Annotated in this window: 21 protein-coding genes; 9 read left to right on the forward strand and 12 right to left on the reverse strand. The window is 36.8% G+C overall.

Going from position 1 to position 23,822, the window contains the following annotated elements:
• Positions 1 to 2: 2 nt before the first annotated feature.
• The 4 genes from ACI3K6_RS20665 to ACI3K6_RS20680 all read left to right on the forward strand — a co-directional run bounded on the left by ACI3K6_RS20665 (position 3) and on the right by ACI3K6_RS20680 (position 7,743).
• Entirely contained in the window at positions 3 to 1,730 is a 1,728-nt protein-coding gene (locus tag ACI3K6_RS20665; RefSeq protein WP_435556314.1) for an ABC transporter ATP-binding protein, read from the forward strand.
• Positions 1,727 to 3,616 carry an ABC transporter ATP-binding protein gene (locus ACI3K6_RS20670; RefSeq protein ID WP_435556315.1) on the forward strand — a complete coding sequence of 630 codons (1,890 nt, stop codon included), beginning with the start codon at positions 1,727 to 1,729 and terminating at the stop codon, positions 3,614 to 3,616. Before ACI3K6_RS20665 ends, ACI3K6_RS20670 begins: the two co-directional genes overlap by 4 nt.
• 686 nt (positions 3,617 to 4,302) lie before the next feature.
• A complete protein-coding gene (gene ppsA, locus ACI3K6_RS20675) occupies positions 4,303 to 6,909 on the forward strand; it encodes a phosphoenolpyruvate synthase (RefSeq protein WP_435556316.1) in 2,607 nt (868 codons plus the stop codon).
• 240 nt (positions 6,910 to 7,149) lie between these two features.
• Positions 7,150 to 7,743 (forward strand): dienelactone hydrolase family protein, encoded by a 594-nt coding sequence (locus ACI3K6_RS20680; protein WP_435556317.1) that lies wholly within the window; start codon positions 7,150 to 7,152, stop codon positions 7,741 to 7,743.
• 158 nt (positions 7,744 to 7,901) lie between these two features.
• Here the strand turns inward: ACI3K6_RS20680 and ACI3K6_RS20685 are convergent, their stop codons facing one another.
• Genes ACI3K6_RS20685 through ACI3K6_RS20695 form a run of 3 tightly spaced genes read right to left on the reverse strand, consistent with a single transcriptional unit; the run spans position 7,902 to position 9,242 of the window.
• Entirely contained in the window at positions 7,902 to 8,429 is a 528-nt protein-coding gene (locus ACI3K6_RS20685) for a permease (protein WP_435556318.1), read from the reverse strand.
• Positions 8,426 to 8,908 (reverse strand): hypothetical protein, encoded by a 483-nt coding sequence (locus ACI3K6_RS20690; RefSeq protein ID WP_435556319.1) that lies wholly within the window; start codon positions 8,906 to 8,908, stop codon positions 8,426 to 8,428. Before ACI3K6_RS20690 ends, ACI3K6_RS20685 begins: the two co-directional genes overlap by 4 nt.
• Positions 8,901 to 9,242, reverse strand: coding sequence for a PadR family transcriptional regulator (locus ACI3K6_RS20695; RefSeq protein ID WP_435556320.1), 342 nt, complete (start codon positions 9,240 to 9,242; stop codon positions 8,901 to 8,903). Before ACI3K6_RS20695 ends, ACI3K6_RS20690 begins: the two co-directional genes overlap by 8 nt.
• Before the next feature lie 360 nt (positions 9,243 to 9,602).
• On the opposite strand from ACI3K6_RS20695, the gene ACI3K6_RS20700 reads away from it, so the two are divergent.
• Together ACI3K6_RS20700 and ACI3K6_RS20705 are read left to right on the forward strand one after the other, a co-directional pair.
• Positions 9,603 to 11,219, forward strand: a complete 1,617-nt coding sequence (locus ACI3K6_RS20700) for an amidohydrolase (RefSeq protein WP_435556321.1) — start codon at positions 9,603 to 9,605, stop codon at positions 11,217 to 11,219.
• Positions 11,220 to 11,326: 107 nt separating this feature from the next.
• Positions 11,327 to 12,922: an amidohydrolase gene (locus tag ACI3K6_RS20705; RefSeq protein ID WP_435556322.1), complete on the forward strand. Its 1,596-nt coding sequence runs from the start codon at positions 11,327 to 11,329 to the stop codon at positions 12,920 to 12,922.
• A gap of 147 nt (positions 12,923 to 13,069) precedes the next feature.
• Here the strand turns inward: ACI3K6_RS20705 and xerS are convergent, their stop codons facing one another.
• The 3 genes from xerS to ACI3K6_RS20720 all read right to left on the reverse strand — a co-directional run bounded on the left by xerS (position 13,070) and on the right by ACI3K6_RS20720 (position 16,090).
• The gene (gene xerS / locus ACI3K6_RS20710; RefSeq protein WP_435556323.1) at positions 13,070 to 14,158 is read right to left on the reverse strand and encodes a tyrosine recombinase XerS; all 1,089 of its coding nucleotides are present in this window, start codon (positions 14,156 to 14,158) and stop codon (positions 13,070 to 13,072) included.
• Between the two features lie 282 nt (positions 14,159 to 14,440).
• Complete coding sequence (locus tag ACI3K6_RS20715) at positions 14,441 to 15,433, reverse strand: zinc-dependent alcohol dehydrogenase family protein (RefSeq protein ID WP_435556324.1); 993 nt, start codon at positions 15,431 to 15,433, stop codon at positions 14,441 to 14,443.
• Positions 15,434 to 15,637: 204 nt separating this feature from the next.
• Positions 15,638 to 16,090, reverse strand: coding sequence for a VOC family protein (locus ACI3K6_RS20720; protein WP_435556325.1), 453 nt, complete (start codon positions 16,088 to 16,090; stop codon positions 15,638 to 15,640).
• Between the two features lie 342 nt (positions 16,091 to 16,432).
• Here ACI3K6_RS20720 and ACI3K6_RS20725 point away from each other — a divergent pair, with 342 nt between their 5' ends.
• Entirely contained in the window at positions 16,433 to 17,521 is a 1,089-nt protein-coding gene (locus ACI3K6_RS20725) for a low temperature requirement protein A (RefSeq protein WP_435556326.1), read from the forward strand.
• A 70-nt stretch (positions 17,522 to 17,591) separates the two neighbouring features.
• Here ACI3K6_RS20725 and wrbA read toward each other — a convergent pair whose 3' ends face one another.
• The 4 genes from wrbA to ACI3K6_RS20745 all read right to left on the reverse strand — a co-directional run bounded on the left by wrbA (position 17,592) and on the right by ACI3K6_RS20745 (position 19,990).
• The gene (gene wrbA / locus ACI3K6_RS20730) at positions 17,592 to 18,203 is read right to left on the reverse strand and encodes an NAD(P)H:quinone oxidoreductase (RefSeq protein WP_435556327.1); all 612 of its coding nucleotides are present in this window, start codon (positions 18,201 to 18,203) and stop codon (positions 17,592 to 17,594) included.
• A gap of 180 nt (positions 18,204 to 18,383) precedes the next feature.
• Positions 18,384 to 18,782 carry a DoxX family protein gene (locus ACI3K6_RS20735; RefSeq protein ID WP_435556328.1) on the reverse strand — a complete coding sequence of 133 codons (399 nt, stop codon included), beginning with the start codon at positions 18,780 to 18,782 and terminating at the stop codon, positions 18,384 to 18,386.
• Between the two features lie 64 nt (positions 18,783 to 18,846).
• Entirely contained in the window at positions 18,847 to 19,269 is a 423-nt protein-coding gene (locus ACI3K6_RS20740; RefSeq protein WP_435556329.1) for a MarR family winged helix-turn-helix transcriptional regulator, read from the reverse strand.
• Positions 19,270 to 19,537: 268 nt separating this feature from the next.
• On the reverse strand, positions 19,538 to 19,990 hold the full coding sequence (locus ACI3K6_RS20745; protein ID WP_435556330.1) for a GNAT family N-acetyltransferase: 453 nt from the start codon (positions 19,988 to 19,990) through the stop codon (positions 19,538 to 19,540).
• Positions 19,991 to 20,267: 277 nt separating this feature from the next.
• On the opposite strand from ACI3K6_RS20745, the gene ACI3K6_RS20750 reads away from it, so the two are divergent.
• The gene (locus ACI3K6_RS20750; RefSeq protein WP_435556331.1) at positions 20,268 to 20,696 is read left to right on the forward strand and encodes a pyridoxamine 5'-phosphate oxidase family protein; all 429 of its coding nucleotides are present in this window, start codon (positions 20,268 to 20,270) and stop codon (positions 20,694 to 20,696) included.
• Between the two features lie 181 nt (positions 20,697 to 20,877).
• On the opposite strand, the gene ACI3K6_RS20755 is transcribed toward ACI3K6_RS20750, so the two are convergent.
• On the reverse strand, positions 20,878 to 21,522 hold the full coding sequence (locus ACI3K6_RS20755) for a spore germination protein (protein ID WP_435556332.1): 645 nt from the start codon (positions 21,520 to 21,522) through the stop codon (positions 20,878 to 20,880).
• A gap of 28 nt (positions 21,523 to 21,550) precedes the next feature.
• Positions 21,551 to 22,555 carry an aldo/keto reductase gene (locus tag ACI3K6_RS20760; protein WP_435556333.1) on the reverse strand — a complete coding sequence of 335 codons (1,005 nt, stop codon included), beginning with the start codon at positions 22,553 to 22,555 and terminating at the stop codon, positions 21,551 to 21,553.
• Positions 22,556 to 22,763: 208 nt separating this feature from the next.
• Between ACI3K6_RS20760 and ACI3K6_RS20765 the strand changes: the two genes are divergently transcribed.
• Positions 22,764 to 23,681 carry an AraC family transcriptional regulator gene (locus ACI3K6_RS20765; protein ID WP_435556334.1) on the forward strand — a complete coding sequence of 306 codons (918 nt, stop codon included), beginning with the start codon at positions 22,764 to 22,766 and terminating at the stop codon, positions 23,679 to 23,681.
• The last annotated feature ends 141 nt before the right edge of the window (positions 23,682 to 23,822 follow it).

The following is a 23,822-nucleotide window of genomic DNA, read 5'->3' on the forward strand; positions in this document are numbered from 1 at the left end:
CGTTGTTAAAACTGACTAGATTTCTTAAACCCTTCCAAATGCCGATTATTCTTGTTTTGATCCTCGTCTTAGCTCAATCCCTTTCAGAGCTTTATTTGCCAACTTTAATGGCAGATATCGTAGATAAGGGTGTTGTAACAGGAGATACTCATTATATTTGGAAAATTGGCGGGATCATGCTGTTGGTTGCGGCAGGTGGAATGATCTGTTCCATTATTGCAAGCTTCTACTCTTCAAAGGCAGCATCTGGGTTTGGTAAATTACTAAGAAGCAAACTTTTTAGTCATGCGAGCAATTTTTCGTTACATGAATTTGATCAACTAGGGACCGCGTCCCTTATTACAAGGACCACTAATGATATTACACAGGTACAGCAGGTACTGATTATGATGCTTCGAATGATGGCCATGGCTCCGATGATGTGTATTGGCGGTATTATTATGGCCCTTTCCAAGGACGCAAAATTAACCTTGGTTTTAGCTGTCTCCATTCCTGTTTTGATCATAACCATTGTCATTGTGGCTCGAATGGGAATCCCATTGTTCAAGGCCATGCAGGTAAAACTCGATAAATTAAATCGTGTTCTGCGAGAAAACTTAACAGGAATTCGTGTGATTCGCTCTTTCAATCGAGTGAATCATGAGAAGAAACGCTTTGATGCTGCAAACTGGGATTTAACCCAAACGGCAATTAAAGTCAATAAATTAATGGCCATTATGATGCCTATTATGATGATTGTCCTTAACCTTACCACTGTAGCAATCATATGGTTTGGCGGGATCCGAATAGACAATGGGCATATGGAAGTTGGCGACATGATGGCCTTTATTCAGTATGCGATGCAAATTATGTTTTCCTTTGTCATGCTATCGATGATGTTTGTCATGATTCCAAGAGCCTCCGTATCGGCTGTTCGTATAAATGAAGTCTTTGAAACAATTGCCGATATTCAGGACCCAAATGCCCCTTCCCCAGTTACTGGGCAAAAAGGGTATGTTGAATTTCAAAACGTTACTTTTAGCTATCCTGGGGCTGAGATGCCTGCAATATCCAATATCTCTTTTACGATGAATCCTGGTGAAGTAACGGCCATTATTGGCGGCACCGGTTCGGGTAAATCGACGCTCATCAATTTAATTCCGAGATTCTATGATGTTGACAGTGGGAAAGTACTGATTGATGGTGTCGATGTTAGGGAAATGTCACAGGAGAGTCTGCGATCAAAAATTGGTTTTGTACCACAACAAGCTGTTCTATTTACTGGAACCATCACTGAGAATATTCGTTATGGCAAGGAAAATGCAACAGATGCTGATGTGGAGCATGCGGCTAAAATTGCTCAAGCAACCGAGTTTATTTCTAACATGCCTGATGGCTTTAATACGTTGATTGCCCAAGGGGGAACAAATGTTTCAGGTGGTCAAAAACAGCGTTTATCTATTGCTCGGGCTCTCGTACGAAAACCAGAGATTTATATTTTTGATGATAGTTTTTCCGCACTCGATTTTAAGACTGATGCGAAATTGCGAGCGGCCTTGAAAGACGAAACCTCATTAGCAACCACCCTTATTGTAGCTCAGCGCGTAAGCACCATTATGGATGCTGATCAAATTATTGTTTTGGATAATGGTGAAGTTGCCGGGATCGGGAAGCATAAGGAATTAATGGAAACGAGTGGGGTTTACCGAGAAATTGTGATGTCGCAGCTGTCGGAGGAGGAAATCGCATGAGTAAGGAATCTAGACAACATGGACCAGGACCAGGCGGCGGCCCCAGACCAGGTGGTGGCTTCGGCCCTATGGGCATGGCAATGCCCCCTCAAAAAGCTAAAAATTTCAAAGGGACACTTAACCGTTTAATTGGTTATTTAAAACCGTATACATTACAGCTGTTTGCAGTACTGCTTACCGCAATCATCAGTACAGTGTTTTCAATTGTCAGCCCGAAAATTATGGGTAAGGCGACAACGAAATTGTTTGAAGGGTTAATGATGAAGTTCAAAGGCATTCCAGGTGCGAAAATTGACTTTGACTATATCGGTCAGATAATCATACTTCTGATTGGCCTGTATATAATCAGTGCGATTTTTTCTTACCTTCAGCAGTTTATCATGGCCGGAGTTGCCCAAAAAATGGTGTACCATCTACGTAAAGAGGTGGAGGAAAAACTGAATCGGCTGCCATTAAAATATTTTGACTCCCGTACCCATGGTGAAATTCTCAGCCGCGCGGTAAATGATGTTGATAATATCAGTACAACTTTGCAGCAAAGTTTAACTCAGCTAATTACCTCTGTCATTACTCTGATTGGGATCATTGTCATGATGCTCACTATTAGCCCGCTCATGACCCTAATTGTCATTGTAACTCTGCCTTTAAGTTTTATATCCATAACGAAAATAGCCAAGAAATCGCAAGGCTATTTTATGGGGCAGCAAAAAGCGCTGGGTGAACTAAATGGACACGTGGAAGAAATGTATACCGGACACAAGGTGATCAAGGTCTTTGGCCGTGAGAAACAGTCCATTGAAAAATTTGAGGAAAGTAATGAAGCACTTTACCAATCCGCCTGGAAGGCACAATTTATGGCAGGATTAATTATGCCATTAATGGGTTTTATCAATAATATCGGATATGTCCTGGTCAGCGTAGCGGGAGGTATATTGGTGACGAAAAAAACGATCGAAATTGGAGATGTCCAGGCATTTATCCAGTATGCCAGACAATTTAGTCAACCAATTACCCAGACTGCCAATATTGCCAACGTCATTCAATCAACCATTGCAAGTGCGGAACGTGTGTTTGAAATTTTAGATGAAACAGAGGAAATACCGGAAACTGTTAACGCGAAGGTTATTTCTGCTCCAAGAGGAGAAGTTTCCTTTGACCATGTTTCCTTTAGTTATAAAGAGGAGGAACCGCTCATTGAAGATATGAATATTGAGGTAAAACCTGGGCAAAGAGTGGCGATCGTTGGTCCTACAGGAGCTGGCAAAACCACCATGATTAATTTATTAATGCGGTTTTACGAAATTAACTCAGGTAAGATTTTGATCGATGGCATCGATACTCGTGATTTAAAAAGAGAAGACCTAAGAGGCTTGTTTGGGATGGTGCTTCAGGATACGTGGTTATTCAATAGTACGATTCGTGATAACATCGCCTATGGAAAAGAAGGAGCTAGCGAAGAAGAAATTATTTCTGCCGCAGAAGCTGCGAATGCGGACCACTTCATTCGCACGCTGCCAGACGGCTATGACACGGTCTTAAATGAAGAAGCTTCAAACATTTCCCAAGGTCAAAAGCAGTTATTGACAATCGCTCGGGCCATTCTAGCCAATCCATCCATTTTAATTCTTGATGAAGCGACCAGCAGCGTTGATACCAGGACAGAAGTTCAAATTCAAAAAGCAATGGATCGGTTAATGAATGACCGTACCAGCTTCGTCATTGCCCATCGATTATCGACGATTCGTGATGCCGATCTCATCCTCGTTATGAATCACGGACGAGTGATTGAAAAAGGTACCCATGAGGAATTACTGGCTATGGATGGTTTTTATGCCGATTTATATAATAGTCAGTTTACTGGAAAACAAATTAAAAATGCCGGTTAATAATTCAAGATAAACGAAAAGGTTTCACTTTAAAAGTAGTAATCGTAAGCGCATTGGAATTCTCTTTTGGATTCTAATGCGTTTTTTTATTGAGTAGTATGTGTGATAGACAATACTTGATTTGGGGGATGGGAAAATGTCCTTCATAAGGTGGATGAAAGACAAAACCAGGCGAGGCGCAAAGAAAAATGGTTTTCATCAAGGTGGTGAAAGACAAAATTAAGTGGAGTAACAAGAAAAATGTCTTTCATAAAAGTGTTGAAAGACAAAATTAAGTGGAGCAAAAAGAAAAATGGTTTTCATAAGGCGGATGAAAGACAAAACCAGGCGAGGCGCAAAGAAAAATGGTTTTCATAAGGTGGATGAAAGACAAAACTAGCCGGGACGCAAAGAAAAATGTCTTTCATCAAAGTGGTGAAAGACAAAACTAGCCGGGACGCAAAGAAAAATGTTCTTCATAAAGGTGATGAAAGACAAAATCAAGTGGAGCAATAATAAAAATGTCTTTCATCAAAGCGATGAAAGACAATATGTATAGGTAAAGTTGAGTTCTTATTAAAAATATACTTCTTCCCACTATAATTATATCATATAAAAAATGCACAATATAGACTTTTTGTTTTCAGCTACACCTGCTAAAATTCAATAGAACTTTAATGAGACTCGATAGTTAGGAGAGATCAAGTATGAATTCTTTGGTTCTCGGTTTTCAAGAAATGGAAACAACGCAGCTTTTCTTAGTGGGTGGAAAAGGAGTCAATTTAGGCGAATTATCAAAAATTCAAGGAATTCACGTACCCGAAGGATTTTGTGTTACAACCGTGGGATTTCAAAAAGCTATCGAACAAAACAAGATGATACGAGCGTTGTTGGATCAATTAACAAGGCTAAAAGTAGAGGATCGGGATCAAATTAGTGAAATCAGCAGTAAGATTCGACAAATCCTTTATGAAACAGAAATTCCTTCCGACGTTGTGAATGCAGTTACTCATTATCTCTCCGAATTTGGAGCTGAACATGCTTATGCTGTTCGTTCTAGTGCGACCACTGAAGATTTACCTCATGCCTCGTTTGCAGGTCAACATGACACTTATTTAAATATTATCGGAAAAGAAGCCATCTTGCAGCATATCAAGAAATGTTGGGCATCCCTGTTTACTGATCGCGCGGTGATTTATCGAATTCAAAACGGATTTGACCATCTTACTGTTTCTTTATGCGTGATCATTCAAAGGATGGTATTCCCACAAGCTTCAGGGATTTTATTTACTGCTGATCCGATTACTTCTAACAGAAAGCTGCTGTCAATCGATGCGAGTTTTGGACTTGGTGAAGCGCTAGTTTCTGGCTTGGTCTCTGCGGATTGTTATAAAGTAAAGGATGGAGAAATCATCGATAAGATGATAGCCACCAAAAAGTTAGCGATCTATGGACGTAAAGAAGGCGGAACAGAGACCGTACAGATCAAACATGACCAGCAAAATACTCAAACCCTTAGGGATCAACAAATTTTACAACTAGCACAAATAGGAAGAATGATCGAAGCCTATTTCGGCAGTCCGCAAGATATCGAATGGTGTTTGGTTGATGATACTTTTTATATTGTCCAGAATCGTCCAATCACTACGATTTTCCCGATCCCAGAAGCGAGTGATCAAGAAAATCACGTCTATGTATCTGTCGGTCATCAACAGATGATGACCGATACTATGAAACCACTGGGATTGTCTTTTTACCTTTTAATAACACCTGCGCCTATGCGTAAAGCAGGCGGAAGGTTGTTTGTGGATGTCACACGTATGCTGGCTTCACAGGATAGCAGAAACATGTTTTTAAAAAACATGGAGCAACACGATCCGCTCATGAAAGACGCACTTATGACTGTCCTAGATCGAAGAGATTTTATAAAAATGATACCAAATGATCAAAAACAAAAAGCACCGATTCACAGCGAAAACAATTCTGATATGCTGGAAGGAATCGAAAACAATCCGGCCATTGTTGTTGAGTTGATTAAATGTAATCAAACCTCCATAGAAGAGTTAAAACAAAACATCCAAACAAAATCAGGATTGAATTTAATTGATTTTATCTTAGAAGATATCAAGGAATTAAAGAAGATCTTATTTAACCCACAGAGTACGCGTGTATTTATGTCAGCTATGAAGGCTTCAGCTTGGATCAATGAAAACATAAATAAGTGGTTAGGTGAAAAAAACGTAGCAGACACGCTTTCTCAATCTGTACCAAACAATATTACTTCGGAAATGGGTCTAGCGCTATTGGATGTCGCAGATGTGATTCGACCTTATCCGGAAGTAATTGATTATTTACATCATGTAAAAGATGAACACTTTTTAGATGAACTGGTTGGGTTTGAAGGTGGACAAAAAACCCGAGACGCCATCTATGCTTATCTTAACAAATTCGGAATGCGTTGTAGTGGAGAAATCGATCTTACAAAAACTCGTTGGAGCGAAAAACCTTCTACACTTGTCCCTATGATTCTGGGTAACATAAAAAACTTTGAGCCCAATGCTAGCAAACGGAAATTTGAGCAAGGACTAAAGGAAGCTTTGGAGAAAGAACAAGAGATTATAGAACGATTGAAGCAATTACCGGATGGTGAGCAAAAGGCAAAAGAAACAAAACGCATGATTGATCTAGTCAGGAATTTCATCGGATACCGGGAATATCCAAAATACGGCATGATTAGTCGTTTCTTCGTTTACAAGCAGGCATTACTGAAAGAAGCCGAACAACTCGTACAAGCGGGCGTTATTCATGAGATAGAAGATATATACTATCTCACCTTTGAAGAACTTCACGAATTCATCCGTACAAATAAACTGGATTATCAGGTAATCGGAAATCGCAAAGATGAGTACAAGTTATATGATAAGCTAACTCCACCACGTGTGATCACGTCTGATGGTGAAACACCTTCAGGTAAGTACAAGAGAGAAAATCTCCCAGCCGAAGCTATCGTTGGTCTACCGGTTTCTTCTGGAGTGATTGAGGGAAGAGCACGTGTCATCCTGAACATGGAAGATGCTGATTTAGAAGATGGAGATATCTTAATTACCACCTTTACTGACCCTAGCTGGACACCATTGTTTGTATCTATAAAAGGTCTAGTTACCGAAGTTGGCGGATTAATGACTCATGGAGCAGTGATTGCACGCGAATACGGCTTACCCGCAGTTGTGGGAGTGGAAAATGCCACCAAACTGATAAAAGATGGGCAACGAATTCGGGTGCATGGAACTGAAGGGTATATCACCAAATTGTAAAATTTAGTACCGCAATACAATTTCAAATACTCTTCCGAAAAATCTGGCTAATCTTAAAATACGAGCGGGTGCAATAATGAAAAGGCAGCGGAGTATCCGTTGCCTTTTTCCAGTCATGACTAATTTAATTAAATAAAACTTGTTCAACAATAGGTAGGTTTAAGAAGGTATAATTAATTTTGATAACGAATTAGGATAAAAAGAACAAAAATGGGATTATAGAAGGCAAGGGGGGTACAAATGCTTCAGTTTAAAAATAAGTCTGATACTGTAATCATATTAATACACGAAATTTATGGGATTAACCAGCATATGCAAAGTTATTGTGAACTATTATCAAAACAGGGTTTTGATGTGATTTGTCCCAATTTATTAAAACAAGTATTACCTTTTGATTATTCTGAAGAGGAAGCAGCTTATCGTTATTTTAAGGAAAACATAGGATTCACTGAAGCTTTTCGTAAAATAAAAAATATCATAACAGATACAAAAAATGAGTATAAAAAATTATTTATTATTGGTTTTAGTGTTGGGGCAACTGTTGCTTGGTTGTGTAGTGAGGTAGAAGGTGTAGATGGAATAGTTGGATATTATGGATCGCGTATTAGGAATTATGTTGAATTAACGCCAGTCTGTCCTACAAAGCTTTTCTTTCCACAAGAAGAAGCAACATTTGATGTGGACGAGTTGATCTCAACTTTAGATAACAAAACAATAGAAATACATAAATTTAATGGAAAACACGGTTTTAGTGACCCTTACTCTATCAAATATAATGAAATATCAGCCCAAAAAGCATTTTGTGAAACAGTAGAATTTATTAATAATCATTAATCAAAACAATTAGGGACATGTAAGTCTCTCTTTGGCGTAACCTTGATGGAAATATATTTATACATAAAAGTATTAAAGCAGTGTATTTCACAAGTGAAATCGCACTGCTTTTCAATTTTTTGAGTAAATTCTGCTAGTAAAAGTAAAATATATATATTTTAAACTTCTTGTTTTAAATCATATTTTAATATTTTTTGTTTGCTGTAAACTTTTTCAAAAAGAATTCCAGTTAAATAGTAGAACACAAGGCCAAAACAGATGTGAATAAGTGTAAATCGAGGACCAAATGAAGTGAATTCATACACTAAAACAGGTAATTTCACCGTTGACCAAGCTCCTAAGAAAAACACCATGTACCGAACGCTTGCTCCTTTTTTCAATAAAAGAACAGCAATTGGGAATGCAATATAAAGGGGGCCAGCAGCTACTGTTGCTAATAATAAGGTTAAGAAGATTCCATATATACCGGATTTTTCACCCATATATCGAATCAATGTCTCTTTCTTTACCCACTGATCCAGTAACCCCACTAATAGAAATATTGGAGGAAGAAGTAATAGCATATCAAATATACTTTTTCCAGTTAATTGAACTGCTTTTATAGCAGTGGTTTGATTCACTAATGTGGTTACTAACAGTGCAAGTAATAAGATGAAAAAGAACCGATATCTTTTTAGCTTTTTCATGTCATGATCACCCCAATCATCCATGCGAAAAGAAGAGACATCACTATGGCCGATAAGTTTCGAGTATATGCAAAACTTCGTCCAAATGTTTTTTGTTCAATGGGTAAAGTTATAAAACCGACAGACATCAATGTCGACATTAATACAGCTACTTGTGGAAGGGCAGCACCATTTTGAACTAATGTATCCCCGAGAGGAAAGACAATAAAGCTTGGAACTAAAGCTATTGAGCCAATAATGGTGGAATAAATGATACCTAGTAAGCCTGAATTTTCACCGATTATGGAAGATATTAGGGAGGGTGTCAATATAGACAATGTTAGCCCAATAAATAGCATAATCGCTAAAATATCTGGCAAAACATTTCGAAACATTTTCCATGAACCTAAGATGGCTGTCTTTGTTTTATGTTTGTCTTTCATGAAGGAAATTCCCAGATAAATAGTGGCGATAGAATAAAGAATCATTCCACTAATCATTATTATTGGCCTTCAATTCTTTATATTTTTCTAGGAAAAAAGATAAATTTTTCATTTTTTCTTCAATATCAATTTGGAAATCTTCTAGTTTTCGTTTTCCAACGGCCGTAATTTTATACATCCTTATCGGTTTATCTCGATCAGATGTATTCAAATATGACTCAACAGCACTTTCTTCCTCCAATTTTTTAAGTGTGCGATATAATATGGCACTATCAATAGGATTAATGGGGAGCTCTTCCTCACATTTTTGCAGAAGTTTCCCACCGTAATTATCTCCCTCTGTTAAAAACAGCAATAGAAATGCACCTGTATGTCTCCCGGTATGTTTCATGAAATAAATGACCTCCTAGTTTAAAGTATTTAATTTTATAATAATGTACTGTTAATAACACTATACTGTTATGGACAGTATAGTGTCAAACTTTTTTTATGTCATTTATAAATTTGAAGAAATTGACTAAAAGGTATTTTTGATGACATGACAGTTATTGGTTTCCCGCGACATACAAAATGTTAATTATGTCGGAAATGTTACATCTAATGAGGTTTTATCGTTTTCTAAGCACCTTTTATTGAATTTCGGATTGTTATTGCGTTTAAATAAGGTATAGAAAAGCATTTAGATTTCTTTACACCGCACTACTTGTGAACAATTTCAATGCCAATGCACGATTTGAGAGGAGAATTCTGCATGAATGAAGTGACTACTTTTTTAAATGGCAAGATTTTTACTGCCAATCCTAAACAGCCATATGCAAGTGCCATGGTCGTACAGGGTGGGAAAATCAAATGGATTGGGGAATCAAATGAACTAGAAAAAATGGAGGGAAACTTGGTTGATCTTCATGGTCAAAGAGTATTGCCGGGCTTAATTGATGCTCATATGCATCCGCTGTTTTTGGCAGGAGCTGCTAATCAAATTGCCTGTACTCCACCTCTGGTCTATTCAATAGCTGATTTACAAGAGCAGATCCGTTTGGTCCGTGAATCTCACACGCGGGACAATTGGATTGAAGGTTGGGGATATGATGAAGGGAAGTTATTGGAGGGAAGAGCACCGAACCGTTGGGATTTGGACCAGGTCTCTCCAGACGTACCGGTAGTCATCACCAGGACTTGCACCCACATTATCTCGGTAAATAGCAAAGCATTAGAATTAGCAGGAATCACGAAGGATACGCCTGACCCACAAGGTGGAAAAATTGACCGTGATTTAAATGGTGAACCAACAGGAGTTTTACTTGAAAATGCTAAAGACCTTATCCTAAAAAAAATGCCGAAGAAAACAATAGAAGAAAATGCCGCCATGTTGGCTGAACTTAGTCCAGTATTATTATCACATGGCATTACAGGGATTACAGAATTGATGGGTTTAAGGGAACCCATTGATTATTTTGACATGTATCACTTGGCAAGTGAAAAAGGACTAAAACAACGTTCAGTTCTCTACTATATTTGGGATGAATTAAAAAATAATCCAATTATGAATAAAGAGAAACTCATTAGAGAAAACCAAATCCATATTGGCGGAGTAAAATTGTTTTCCGATGGGAGTGTATCGGGGCAAACAGCATGGGTGAATCCTCCCTTTTTAGGAGATGGAGGGAACTACGGCATTCAAACGACAACCAGTGAGGAACTATTAGCTGCGGCTGAAGCCGCAAAGCAACATGATATTCAGCTTGTTGTTCATGCGATGGGTGAACAGGCCATAGATTTGATCGTTGATACCTTCTATGGAACTGAAGGTTGGATCTCGGACGGACCATCTATTAGAATTGAACATGCAGCTATGCCTACAGCAAAAGCGATAAAACGGGCTTCAGAAAAAGGAATTGCTTTTGTTTCTCAACCCATCTTTATCTTTGCTGAAATTGAAAGTTATCTGAAAAACTTAGGGCATGAACGCACAAAACAAACTTATCCATTTAAATCCATGTTACAAGAAGGGATCAAGCTTGCTTTTTCTTCAGATGCACCGGCAACAGCCTGGGCGGATCCTGTTAATCCTTTTGTTGGCATGAAATCAGCTGTTACCCGCCATGCATATGATGGAACAGATACCGGACAAGATCAGAAACTAGACATCGAGACGGTTATTACGCTTTATACTCGTGAAGCACAGGAAATAACCCGGATTCCCTCTGTGGGACAGTTGGCAGAAGGATATTATGCGGATTTCATTATTCTAAATCAAGATATTTTCAACATTCCTTCCGAGAGAATTGACCAGATTAAGGTTTTACATACATATATAGGTGGGAATTTAGTGTATTCTTTGGATGAATATCTGGCTGCTAAGGGTTGATTATAAATTGGTTGAATTATCAATAAAATTAATTGTATGATGAAAGGTAGAGTAGGGGATTCGTTAGAAATAGAATCCCCTATTTTTTTGAGAACGGAGGGGCAATCATGGGTAAGACGATTTATACAAACGGAGTGTTTCATACGTTAGACTCGAAGCATCCATTAGTAGAAACCGTTGTTGTAGAGAATGGAAAAATTGTGGATCTAGGTTCCCATCAGGATATGGTTTTACAGTGGGGAAGGAGCCATTCTACTGTAATTGACCTACAAGGAAAAATGGTGACTCCAGGCTTAATTGACAGTCATCTGCATTTATCGGGTGTGGCCTTTCATTTTTTGGATTTAAACTTAACTGGTGTCAACTCAAAACGAGAGATGCTTGATCGGATAAAGGAACGAGCTAGAAACGTTAAGCCGGGACATTGGCTTGTTGGTATGGGATGGGATGAAAATCTGTTTGAAAGCGGGACCACTCCGACGATTGAAGAGTTAGATCAAGTGGCACCACATTGTCCCATCTATTTAAAACGTATTTGCCATCATGCCTTTTTAGTGAATAGCAAGGCTCTTGAAATAGCAAATTATCATCCTAACATTACAATACCTCAGGGTGGAAGCGTCGTTGTTGATTCTCTGACCCATCAACCTACTGGTCTGATTTTGGAATCTGCTTCCAAACTATTTACAGCACATATCCCAGAAAAGACTTATGAAGAATTGAAAGACGGCCTGGCGCAGGCAATGAAATTTGCAATAAAAAAAGGTTTAACTGGGGTACATACAAATGATCCTGCATATTTAGGAGGTTTTGATCAGACCTATCAAATGTATGATGAATTAATTAATGGTGAGGGGATCGGACTTCGTTGCAACCTTTTAATTGATTTTCCGTATCTGGAACGCTTAAAAGAGCGAAGAATGCGAGCGGGTTATGGAAATGAGAAATTACAAATTGGGGCCATTAAAATGTTTGCTGATGGTGCATTTGGGGGAAGAACGGCCCTGCTATCCTTGCCATATCAGGATGCTCCGACACAATGGGGAGAAGCCATGCATGATCAGGAGACACTGTATCAAATGGTGAAAAGTGTTCGAGAACACAATATGCCGATTGCGGTCCATACGATTGGCGATCAAGCTTTGGAAAACGTTTTAAATATCTTGGATCAATTTCCAGATGTGGAGCTTCGTGATCGTATCATCCATGTTTCACTGCTTAGAGCGGATTTAGTATCTCGATTAGCAAAACCGAGCAGAATTGCTGATATTCAGCCAAGATTTATTGTGGGTGACTACCCATGGATTCTGGATAGAATAGGGGAGGAGAGGGAGGAATTCCTCTATGCATGGAAAACATTACAAACTGCAGGTGTTTTATGCGCTGGTGGTTCAGATGCACCGGTTGAGCCAATCGATCCATTATTAGGCATTCATGCTGCTGGAACGAGAAGAGCGGCAGTTGATCAACATAACGGCTGGAACGAAAAAGAGAAATTATCGATGTACGATGCCGTTAAGCTATTTACATTAGGTGGAGCCTATGCGACCAATGAAGAACACGTGAAAGGGACGCTATCCAGAGGAAAATTCGCCGATATGACCGTGTTTTCAAAAAATCTGTTGAATTTGGAGGAACCGGATGAATTACTTCAAACCAATATTGAAATGACGATTATTGATGGAAAGATTCAGGAAGTGTAATTTTATTAAAAAATTTCTTCCGTCTCACTATCTTAAGTATACTAGCTTTTTGAGACAAAAGGAATTTTTGTTACTATAATTATATTATGTAAACTAAACAATAAACTGTCATTCAACAGGGGATGACAGTTTATTGTTTAAGTACCTCTAATCTGCTTGTTCTTTTGGCATATCCATCTTATCAACAGCCGTTTTTAGATCATCGTTCTTAATATGAGTATAAATCATCGTCGTTTGGATCGATGAATGGCCCAGCTGTCGCCTTAATTTCGGTACATCATTGATTTCAGCATGGTATCTAGTTGCAAATGAATGCCGCAATTTATGTACTGATAGTGATGGTTTACCGAATGCTGTTGCATATTTTTCAATCAGTTTTTCCACGGATCTCGCTGTAAGTCTGCGTGATTTTCCTTTTGGACCAATTGGTGCAGAAATAAATAATGCCTTATTCGATTTATCCACTTGGTATCTGGATGCTCTAATGGTTAAATAATCTTGCAAATCAGCCATCGCAATTTGGCTAAAAAACACATATTGTTCTTTATTTCCCTTACGGATAACCCGAACACAATACTTGCTAAAATCAATATCATCTAGATCGATGCCAATGAGTTCAGATAAACGCAATCCAGAACCTAAAATAAGAGAAACAATTGCCGTATCACGTTCTTTGTTTAATTGATGAAAGTTATATAGCTTTTTATTTTCTTTATGTAATTCACCATAATCATTGGCTACAAACAGTCTGAAACGTTCATATTCATCACCAAGCAATATTTTTCCTTCCATTTTATTTGCCTTGGTTTCCATTGTTTCTTTAACTTCATTAAACTCGATCTTAGCCATAACATTACGGCTAATATACGGCTTTAAATCAGGGGTTTCAGCAATGTTTTGCAAATAATTAAATAAAGATTTTAATGCTGATAGTTTCCGATTGACCGTTAATTCTTTATTATCTAATTCATAATGAAGGTAATTTAAGAAACTCTCAATCTCCAAAACTGTCATTTTTTCCAAACGCTCTAATGGAATATCCTTAATGGTTCCAGACCACAAATTTTCGCTCACAATCCAATTAAAAAAGATTTTATAATCATGACAATAATTGAACAGCGATGCGGTGGAAAGTTTTCGTAATTTGTGATTAATAAATTCATCTACATACCAAGGCAGTTCATTAAGGATGGTTTGCAGCTTTTTGAAATCTTGCTGTTTGTTTTGATTACGCATAGAATTCACCTCATAAATGATATATTCGACGCTCCTTTGAAAATTCCTTCTTTAATTTCGTCAAATTTATATTTTACGTAATTATCTTTTTTTGTTGAATCCTTCTCCTCATGCTTTCTTCATTGTTTGACTAACGAGTGTCACAAAAGTCCTTAATTTGTATTTAAGATTATACAAGTGGCATTATCTATACCTTTTATACACTTACCTGCCAGTTACTTCAATAAAAAAATGCATTACCATTGTTCCAGTAATGCACTCGTTTGTTGAACTAAAATGAACTCAATAACTTGTTAAAAATACTTTCCCCTTTGTTTTATTTGGAAATTCAACTGCGTCAATTGCCTTTTTGACATCTGACAAGTCATACATAGAATCAACCATCATCAAACTTAATTTTTTACCATTTATTAAACGTATTAAATGATCAAAAGTTTCTTGCCATTTTTTTGCCGATATATTATTGTTCCAATTCCGTAAATGAAATATATTCGCATTCACTTTTGCTTGATTTACAATATGTGCCCAATTTACCTGTACTCCTGATAAAATACCGATTGTTAAAAAATGTCCATTTGGGCGAACACAAAAAGCTAATTCATTACCATCCGAACCTCCAATAGAATCAATGGCGGCATCCGCCCCCCTTCCACTTGTTAATTCCATTACGGTTTCATGTAGACGACTTATAGAGGTATCAATCACATAAGAAGCACCAAGATGAAGTAATTCCTCTGTATATTTATCGTTTCTAGTAACTGCAATCAATTGAAAACCTAAAATCTTTGATAATTGAACAAAAATATGTCCAATAGAAGAACCACAAGCGTTAACCAATAAAACATCGTTTGGTTTTAATTTTAAAACTTCTGTGCAAACTACCCACGCTGTAACGGGATTAATATACATTTGTGACGCTGTAAAATCATCAAAGGAATCAGGTATAGGAACGGCAAATTCTGCTGATGTCTTAACATACTCTTGCCATGTACCTTCCCCACGCAAAGGTAAAACCCGTTTACCAATAAGGTTTTTTGAAACCAAAGGACCTACCTCTTCTACAATCCCAACTCCTTCATAACCAGGAATATTAGGTAAAGAAATTCGATGAGAATACGCCCCTCTAATTGGAATTAAATCAGAAGGATTGATGGGTCGTGCTAACATTCGAACAAGAACTTCATGATCTTTTGGTGGTTCAATGGTTTTATATTCAATTTTTAACACATCTTTAGGACTGCCGAATTCGTAGAAAGTAATATATTTTGCATTCAAAACAGTAAAAGCTCCCTATTATAATTTAGAATTATTCAATTATAGCATTTTTGACTAAACTCCCGTTACTTCAAAAATAAAAAGCATTACCGTTGTTTCAGTAATGCTTTTATAAAATCGAGATACTTTCACCCTGTTTTCTGGTTCAATTTTTTACCTCAGTAATATATATTTCAGTAAAGGCATTTAATAAAATGTCACTTACTATTTGTTTCCGAGTTGTTCCGCCAAACCAATTAGAAGTCCTTCGGGTCCACGAATGTAGCAGAGCCGATACGAGTCCTCGTACTGAACCACTTCGCCAACGAGCTGAGCACCAAACTTAGTGAGTCTGGATACCATTTCATCAATGTCTTCAACGGTGAACATCACGCGTAGATAACCGAGGGCGTTTACAGGAGCAGTCCGGTGATCTGATATGGTAGGTGGGGTGAGAAATCGCGAAAGTTCAATTCGGCTGTGACCATCTGGGGTAACCATCATAGCAATTTCTACGCACTGAGAACCCAGTCCGGTTACGCGACCAGCCCATTCACCTTCGACAGTGGCTCGACCTTCTAGGTTCAACCCAATCTCCTCAAAGAATGAGATTGCATCATCAAGGGATTCTACAACGATACCGACATTGTCCATCCTTAGTAATTTGTTTTTTGCCATAGATTTATCTCCTTATGTATAAATTTATTACCTGGTCATCTGTATAAGTATTCTATTCTATATGACAAATTCCTTCCAAACAAATAACACCTTGTCACATTGCACTTTTATCTTCTCTGATACAATCGTATTTATTCCCGTCAGTGTGAATCATGAACTTTGACATAAATTAGAAACTATAGATAGAATCAAGGATATACCTTGTATGTTTTATTACTCCTCCGTTTAATTCCGTAGACTAAATATCTATAAATCTCATCACTGATTAATTCTTTTATTAGTAGCAGAATGTAGGTTTAAATCTAACTTTATCTTAAACTTTTAAGAAATTGGAGAAAAAATATGGTAGAGAAAAAAGTAACCTGGCTAGAACTTTTTTGCGATCTTTTATATGTGGCTGCAATATCCAAGTCAACAAATGTATTACTGAATGTGGATGAAGGAGAAATTTTATTTGTAAATTTACTCAAATTCAATTTAATATTTATTCCCGTCTGGTGGGCATGGGTAGGACAAACAATGTTTGTAAACCGTTTTGGAAAGGACAAATATCATGAGAGGTTTTTACTTATCCTCCAAATGGTGTTTGTGTTAATTCTAATCTCTAGCTTATCTGTTGATTTTGATCGATATTATATCCCTTTTTTAGTCGGATACATAGGTGTTAGGGCATTAACTGCTATTCAATACTTATTGGTTGTTATAAAGGGGAAAAATGAACAAAATACGGCTGCCTATTTTTTAGCAACCAGGTTTTGGATAGGAATTTTTATTTCAACTTGCTCGATTTTCTTTTCTTCATGGTTTAAATATGTTGTTCTTTATCTAGGGATTATCGTCGATATTTTTATACCCATTATCGGTAGAAAATATTTGAGAAAACATCCTGTGAATTCATCTCATTTATTTGAACGGTTCGGACTTTTAACTCTTATTTTGTTTGGTGAATCCATTATTAGCATCTTATCGGTCCTCCATCCCGAGATTGGAAGTTGGAAATCTATAGGATACTCTGTATTTTCGTTTTCCATCATTATTTCATTGTGGTGGCAATATTTTGATAATCTCGAAAAAAAGATTGATAAATCAGTTAAAACAACTGGACAAATCATCCTATACGGACATCTTTTCATTTATATTTCGTTATGTATGATTGCTGCTTCCATCCAACTTTTATTTAATAAAGAAATGAGCTATTATTTCATTCTAAACTTTATTTTTTGTGCAACTTTCATTTACTTTTTATCAACGACAGTTGTTTTTCATAAATACCGGCATCAAAATCATAAGCTTAAGATATTTCATTTAGGATTGTTCTTAAGTATTATTTTTTCTTTTTTTATTTTCGACCTTATTATTCATGTCCCAGGTCTGATCATCTTACTGCAAATTAATGTGTTTTTTGTAATCTATGCAAAAGTTTCTGCATGAAAAATTCTGCAAATGATTAGCAATATCAAACAAAGAAAAAAGCTAATCGTATTAGCTTTTTTCTTAAAATTTACTGATTTGATTTTTTAACCCATTCAGCAACAGTAACCGTACGTTTGGCCTGATGTTTTACAGCTGCTTGAACATCTTCAATCATTTTGCCGTCTTGACCAACGGTAACACTTGTTCCATATGGATTACCGCCAGCTCCAAATGTTACAGGGTCAGTATAACCAGGAGCAGCGACAATTGCACCCCAGTGATACATGGTTGTATAAAGAGATAATATAGTTGCCTCTTGACCACCGTGTGGATTTTGAGCAGAAGTCATGGCACTCACAACCTTATTTACTAGCTTTCCATTAAACCAAAGTCCTCCAGTTGTATCTAGGAATTGTTTCATTTGTGCAGGCATGCTACCAAATCGAGTAGGTACGCTGAAAATTATGGCATCTGCCCATTCTAAGTCTTCTAATTTAACCTCTGGAACATCCTTTGTTGCTTCTACATGTGCTTTCCAACCTGGATTTCCTTCAATAGCTGATTTTGGTGCAAGTTCTGGTACTTTAAGAACCTTTACTTCTGCACCTATTTCTCTTGCACCTTCAGCAGCCCATTGTGATAGTTGATAATTTGTTCCGCCCATACTGTAATAGATTACAGCTAATTTTACATTTGTCATTTTTTCTGTCTCCTTTTCAGATGAATTCCTAAATAATTTGGATAAAAACCCCATTTTAATACACCATCCTAATATATCTTTCTTTTCAGTTTTTTATTCGTCAGTTTGTTTCTGAAATTAATAATTGTTTAAGTCTTTTTAAATTTGGTTAAAAATTAGGAATCTCTAATTCGAGATATATTAAAATAAAAACGCATCTATAGCATATTTACCAGGACCAGTAAAAACTATACCGATAGAAACCGCAATCAATGTTAGATTATATTCATATCCATTAGCTGTTGCCCATAATCCATTTGGACCATGCACCTTTACAATAGCCATTACCATAGTGCCGGCAATTATAATAGCTGCAAGTGGAGTTAAAAATCCTAAAGCAAACAATATACCGCCAATAAATTCTGCTAATCCTGCGAAAAGAGCCATGGTTATCCCTGGTTTCATACCAATCGATTCAAACCAGCCTCCTGTACCTTTTATACCATAACCGCCAAACCAACCAAATAATTTTTGAGCACCGTGACCAACAAATAATAAACCTACTATCAAACGAATAATTAATAAACCAATACTTATCATTATCAAAATCCTCCTAAATGTTATTTATCTCGAATTCGAGATAATAGTTTTAAAAAAATGAAAGTTACACTTTATTCCTTACTTTTTTCAAAAGATGCACCAATATCTCCGCCTCATCAGCATTTAATGAATCAAACAATTGATGAACAAATTCATTATATTTTGGCATGATTTCGTTCATCAATTTATTTCCATCATCAGTTAATACTACATGTATCACCCGGCGATCTTCTGGACAGGCATTTCGGCTTAATAAACCTCTTTGTTCTAGCTTATCTATAACATATGTCATCGAACCACTAGAAATCAATATGCTACTCCCAATTTGTTGAATTGTTTGTTTCCCTTTTTGATAAAGTACTTCTAAAACAGAAAATTCCGTAATACTAAAGTTGTTTTTTGCTATTTCTTCCTTTATTTTCTCATGGATAGCTTTAGATGTTTGCATTAATACAAGAAAGGGTAGATTATTGCATTTCCTCTCCATTTCGTTCACCTCCTTATAAATCTCGAATTAAATTATCTCGAATATGAGATAATGATAATACTAATCAACTTCTGTGTCAACTACTATTTCTTATTTCATTGTTTTTTAGAAAATTGTACTCAATAAATTACGATTTTTCCTTCCCTATTAAAGAAGGTTGCGTTTGTGGAACAAGAAAAAAACCTGCATCAATTCAGGATTTTTTATCAATCTATATCTTAAAAAATGAACCTTTTAAAATGGACACATGCAGTGATAAACAGCAGGATTATAAATCCTTCGATAGTCGTATCATATCTATAACCTGTATATTATTTTCAAATATTTCTTCATCGTAATGTCTCACAAAAAAGTCTCTGTCTACCCCAGTTATTCTAAAGCCGCATTTCTGATAAAGGGCAAGTTGCCCAACACTAGAATTACCAGTGCCGACCTCAATCGTTTTAAATCCCAGTTCAATAGCAGCTTGAATTGCATGCTTAACTAGCTGCTTCCCGAACCCCTTTCCCTGGTGTTTTTCATCAACCGCCACATTGACCAATTCAACTGTATCAGGTCTTGTTGGTAGTAAAACATAGACACCTATTATATGGGCATTCAACAAGCCGACAAAACAAAATCCTCTTCTTAGATATTCTTTAACTAGCCTATATGAGGGGTCAGCTAATAATAATAGTTCAAATGGTGGTTTTTCGTTGTCATGTAACCTTCTTATTTGCATGATAATACACCTCGGTTTAAGTTTCTTTTTTTTTCGGTTTATTGCAGAATCTTCTTGCAACAATAATATTACCACATTACCTCCACGATTGTGACGAGCGCTTACTTTGTTTACCTCAAAGTTCCAGTTAAGATACAGGGTTTTGCAACTTTATTAGTGGTATTGTGTTTTCATCCCTTCCGTATTTCTGGATGATATAAAAATCTGTTTATAAAAGAGAATGAAAACTAAGGATGAAGAAAAAATAAATACATCATACGATAAGGGAGCAAAATGAATGGACAAAAAAGATGTTAAAGACGAGGTTGTTAAAATAATATCAGGTCATAGGACAGGCGTACTCACAACTGTTGAAAATAATAAGCCACATTCAAGGTATATGACGTTTTATAATGATGAATTAACGTTATATACCCCAACAAAAAGAGATACTGAGAAAATAGATGAAATAGAAAAAAATCCATCAGTTTCAGTATTATTTGGTTATGAACAGAAAGGACAAATGGATTCTTATGTGGAAATTTTGGGTACATCCTCTGTCAATGATTCGGATGTTCTTAAAAAGCAATTTTGGGATGATTCATTTGAGAAATGGTTTGATGGCCCTGGAGATCCAAACTACGTATTTCTTAAAATTAACCCAGAAGTTGTCCGTATTTTAAACTTACACGATAAACCGTCTCAAGAATTTAATCTAACAAACTAAATTTATTATCAAGTGAAAAAACCAAGATTTCCTGATTAATGTTGGAAATCTTGGTTTTGCCTTTTACATGCATGCTTGAACTTAAGTATCGACAAAAGGATGTGGAAGAAATCGCTCCTCTAATCTAATTTTGACCCAAATGGCACCTAATGACAAAGATTTTATTAGGATAGTAATGAAATCAATACATTGCACCGGTACCTTTTTCTTCCCAGTTAAAGCATGATCTAATTGACCTGCAGCTTGAATAACATCCATATCCTATTTGACTGAGTTGTTCCTTTAACTTTTTTAGGACCTTAAAATCCACATAATCGACATCATAGAGCAATGCTATTTTTGTCTTGGATAGTGTACCAATTTCTTGATATTCCACTCTTATTTTGTTGGATGGGTATCGTTTTCGAATAAACGTAATGTTTTCGTCTAAATCCTGTGAAAATGCTTTTTGTGGTCCTTGGACAGACATTTCAACTGTTGCATCCAGAGCCTCTGTATTGATTTTTTTTTGAATATTATAGGAGTAAACAGACTTAGAAATAAAAATTAAAACACATCCATCAACTAAAAAAGACTGAAGGTCCTCACTATTCTGAATGACATTTATAGATGGTAGAGACAATAGATGTAAAATATATTTGGATTCCTTCTCACACATCATTAAATGCTGAATGATATCATTCTTAATTTTTTGACTATCACATATGCTTTGCAGGTAAACCAAAGATATTTCTTGATTAAAATACTCAAAAGTATGAATAATTAAATCCTTTGTTTCTTGGAACTGGTGTTTTAAGGTAATAATGGTTGCTGTTTGATCTTTCATATACCTCACCTATCCTGTAGAATATCAATTACTTAGAATCTAAAGCACCGACTACAGGATGTGGAACATATGGCTCTTCCAAATAGCCCACCTCTTCAGTGGTTAACGTAACCGATAGAGCCCCCGCGGAATCTTCAAGATGAGAAATCTTGGTTGCACCAATTATTGGAGCTGTTACAGGTTCTTTCTGAAGGATCCAGGAGAGTGCAATTTGAGATCTTGGCACACCATGTTTTTCGGCCAATTCCGCAACTCGTTTCACAACTAGACGATCGTGATTTTCAGTTGCACCGTATTTAGATTTTTGGGTTTCGTCCGTTTCAGAACGAAGAGTGTCTTCGGACCAATCACGTGTTAATCTACCCGATGCAAGAGGGCTGTATGGGATCACGCCTATTTTTTCTTCCATACATAAAGGTAACATCTCCCTTTCCTCCTCACGGTAGATGAGGTTGAGGTGATTTTGCATCGATACAAACCTAGTCCATCCATTTTTTTCAGCCACATGTAACGCCTTCAAAAATTGCCATGCGTACATTGCTGAGGCACCTATGTATCTGACTTTTCCGGCCTTCACTAAATCATGAAGTGCTTCCATTGTTTCCTCAATTGGTGTGCTATAATCCCAGCGATGTATTTGATACAGATCCACATAATCGGTTTCAAGGCGTTTAAGACTTTTATCAATTTCGCTCATAATATGTTTTCGCGATAATCCTTTGCTGTTCGGACCTTTGCTGTTCAAATCCTTGCCCATAGGAAAATAAACCTTAGTCGCAATGACAATTTCATCTCGGTTTGAAAAATCTTTAAGAGCACGTCCGAGAAATTCTTCACTTGTTCCATCTGAGTAAGCATTCGCAGTATCAAAAAAATTGATGCCTAATTCGAGAGCTTTTTTAATAACTGTACGACTGTTCTCTTCATCAATGACCCAAGGATGTATCCAGCGTTCCTTTACTCCAAATCCCATACAGCCAAGGCATAGTCTCGATACATCTAATCCCGTGTTGCCAAGTTTAGTATATTCCATTTGTAATTCCTCGCTTTTCAAATGTTTTTATCTAAAAATATATATTCTTCCTATCTGCACTCCATGTTCCAACTATACTACAGTCACAATTGAACCTCATAACCCATTCCTATCATACTTTTGCCTAATCCTCTCACAAGCATTTACATAAAAGAAAAGGATGGGATAAAATGTGTCTAGTAAAGGTCAAGCAATAAGGAGAATTCACATGTCTGAAGAAATTTACAAACAGCAGCATGAACTTGCCAATCTCATCGAACGTTATTCAGAGCAAGACGGGGTTCATCCTACTACAATCCCCTCTTTATATTTAATCCGTGAATCAATGGTGACAGAACCCATTTCTAGAGTTAACGAAACATCCTTTTGTATTATCGTCCAGGGAGAAAAGGAGGTATTGTTAGCGGAGGAATGTTTTAGGTACGGTCCTGGTCATTACATTGTTGCATCCGCTGACTTGCCTGTAACCGGTCAAGTTAAAAAGGCTTCTGCTGATACTCCCTATTTGGCCCTTAAACTTGAATTTACGCCAAATCAAATTTTTGATATGTTAAGTGATTCTAAAATTCAAGTAGGCAAAAAGAAAAATGCAAAACGTGCAATGTATGTCAGTAAAGTAGAGCCATCTTTGTTGGATGCAGTTATTAGGTTAACCCGGTTGCTTGAAAATCCTAAACATATTCCCGTCCTAGCTCCATTATTCACGAAAGAAATTCTTTATTGGATTCTACAAGGTCCTCATGGTGAGTCACTAGAACAAATGGCAATTAAGGGCAGTAACGGAGATCGAATAAGAGATGTTATTGAACATATCATTAGTAACTATGATCGTCCTTTTAAAATCGAAGAACTTGCAGATATCGCGAATATGAGTGTTGCTACCCTTCATCGTCATTTTAAAGTAGTTACAGCGATGAGCCCCATTCAGTTTCAAAAACAATTGAGACTCCAAGAAGCTAGGCGCATGTTATTAGCTGATACATCAGGTATCGCTGAAGTCGCATTTCGAGTAGGCTATGAAAGCCAGTCACAATTTAGTCGAGAATATTCCCGTTTGTTTGGTTTTCCGCCAAGAGATGATATTAACCGCATAATGGAGAAAAACGTCCAAAGAATTAAAGCATAAATGGTTGAAAAGCCGATCTTCATCTTTTGAAATTACTCTTTTTACTTTAAATTTTTTATCTTCCATTGCCGTTATACAAGTGCTAGCGTCAAGTAACGAATGAAAAAAACTAATCGGCGTTTTCCGATTAGTTTTTTTCAT

Origin of the sequence: Neobacillus solisequens (assembly GCF_051233465.1) — a bacterium.
Taxonomy (GTDB): domain Bacteria; phylum Bacillota; class Bacilli; order Bacillales; family Cytobacillaceae; genus Neobacillus.

Excerpts from the sequence above, each read along its gene's own strand:
- ACI3K6_RS20670 (WP_435556315.1), top strand. The coding sequence starts at position 1,727 with ATGAGTAAGGAATCTAGACAACATGGACCAGGACCAGGCGGCGGCCCC.
- ppsA (WP_435556316.1), top strand. The coding sequence starts at position 4,303 with ATGAATTCTTTGGTTCTCGGTTTTCAAGAAATGGAAACAACGCAGCTT.
- ACI3K6_RS20680 (WP_435556317.1), top strand. The coding sequence starts at position 7,150 with ATGCTTCAGTTTAAAAATAAGTCTGATACTGTAATCATATTAATACAC.
- ACI3K6_RS20685 (WP_435556318.1), bottom strand. The coding sequence starts at position 8,429 with ATGAAAAAGCTAAAAAGATATCGGTTCTTTTTCATCTTATTACTTGCA.
- ACI3K6_RS20690 (WP_435556319.1), bottom strand. The coding sequence starts at position 8,908 with ATGATTAGTGGAATGATTCTTTATTCTATCGCCACTATTTATCTGGGA.
- ACI3K6_RS20695 (WP_435556320.1), bottom strand. The coding sequence starts at position 9,242 with ATGAAACATACCGGGAGACATACAGGTGCATTTCTATTGCTGTTTTTA.
- ACI3K6_RS20700 (WP_435556321.1), top strand. The coding sequence starts at position 9,603 with ATGAATGAAGTGACTACTTTTTTAAATGGCAAGATTTTTACTGCCAAT.
- ACI3K6_RS20705 (WP_435556322.1), top strand. The coding sequence starts at position 11,327 with ATGGGTAAGACGATTTATACAAACGGAGTGTTTCATACGTTAGACTCG.
- xerS (WP_435556323.1), bottom strand. The coding sequence starts at position 14,158 with ATGCGTAATCAAAACAAACAGCAAGATTTCAAAAAGCTGCAAACCATC.
- ACI3K6_RS20720 (WP_435556325.1), bottom strand. The coding sequence starts at position 16,090 with ATGGCAAAAAACAAATTACTAAGGATGGACAATGTCGGTATCGTTGTA.
- ACI3K6_RS20725 (WP_435556326.1), top strand. The coding sequence starts at position 16,433 with ATGGTAGAGAAAAAAGTAACCTGGCTAGAACTTTTTTGCGATCTTTTA.
- wrbA (WP_435556327.1), bottom strand. The coding sequence starts at position 18,203 with ATGACAAATGTAAAATTAGCTGTAATCTATTACAGTATGGGCGGAACA.
- ACI3K6_RS20735 (WP_435556328.1), bottom strand. The coding sequence starts at position 18,782 with ATGATAAGTATTGGTTTATTAATTATTCGTTTGATAGTAGGTTTATTA.
- ACI3K6_RS20740 (WP_435556329.1), bottom strand. The coding sequence starts at position 19,269 with ATGGAGAGGAAATGCAATAATCTACCCTTTCTTGTATTAATGCAAACA.
- ACI3K6_RS20745 (WP_435556330.1), bottom strand. The coding sequence starts at position 19,990 with ATGCAAATAAGAAGGTTACATGACAACGAAAAACCACCATTTGAACTA.
- ACI3K6_RS20750 (WP_435556331.1), top strand. The coding sequence starts at position 20,268 with ATGGACAAAAAAGATGTTAAAGACGAGGTTGTTAAAATAATATCAGGT.
- ACI3K6_RS20755 (WP_435556332.1), bottom strand. The coding sequence starts at position 21,522 with ATGAAAGATCAAACAGCAACCATTATTACCTTAAAACACCAGTTCCAA.
- ACI3K6_RS20760 (WP_435556333.1), bottom strand. The coding sequence starts at position 22,555 with ATGGAATATACTAAACTTGGCAACACGGGATTAGATGTATCGAGACTA.
- ACI3K6_RS20765 (WP_435556334.1), top strand. The coding sequence starts at position 22,764 with ATGTCTGAAGAAATTTACAAACAGCAGCATGAACTTGCCAATCTCATC.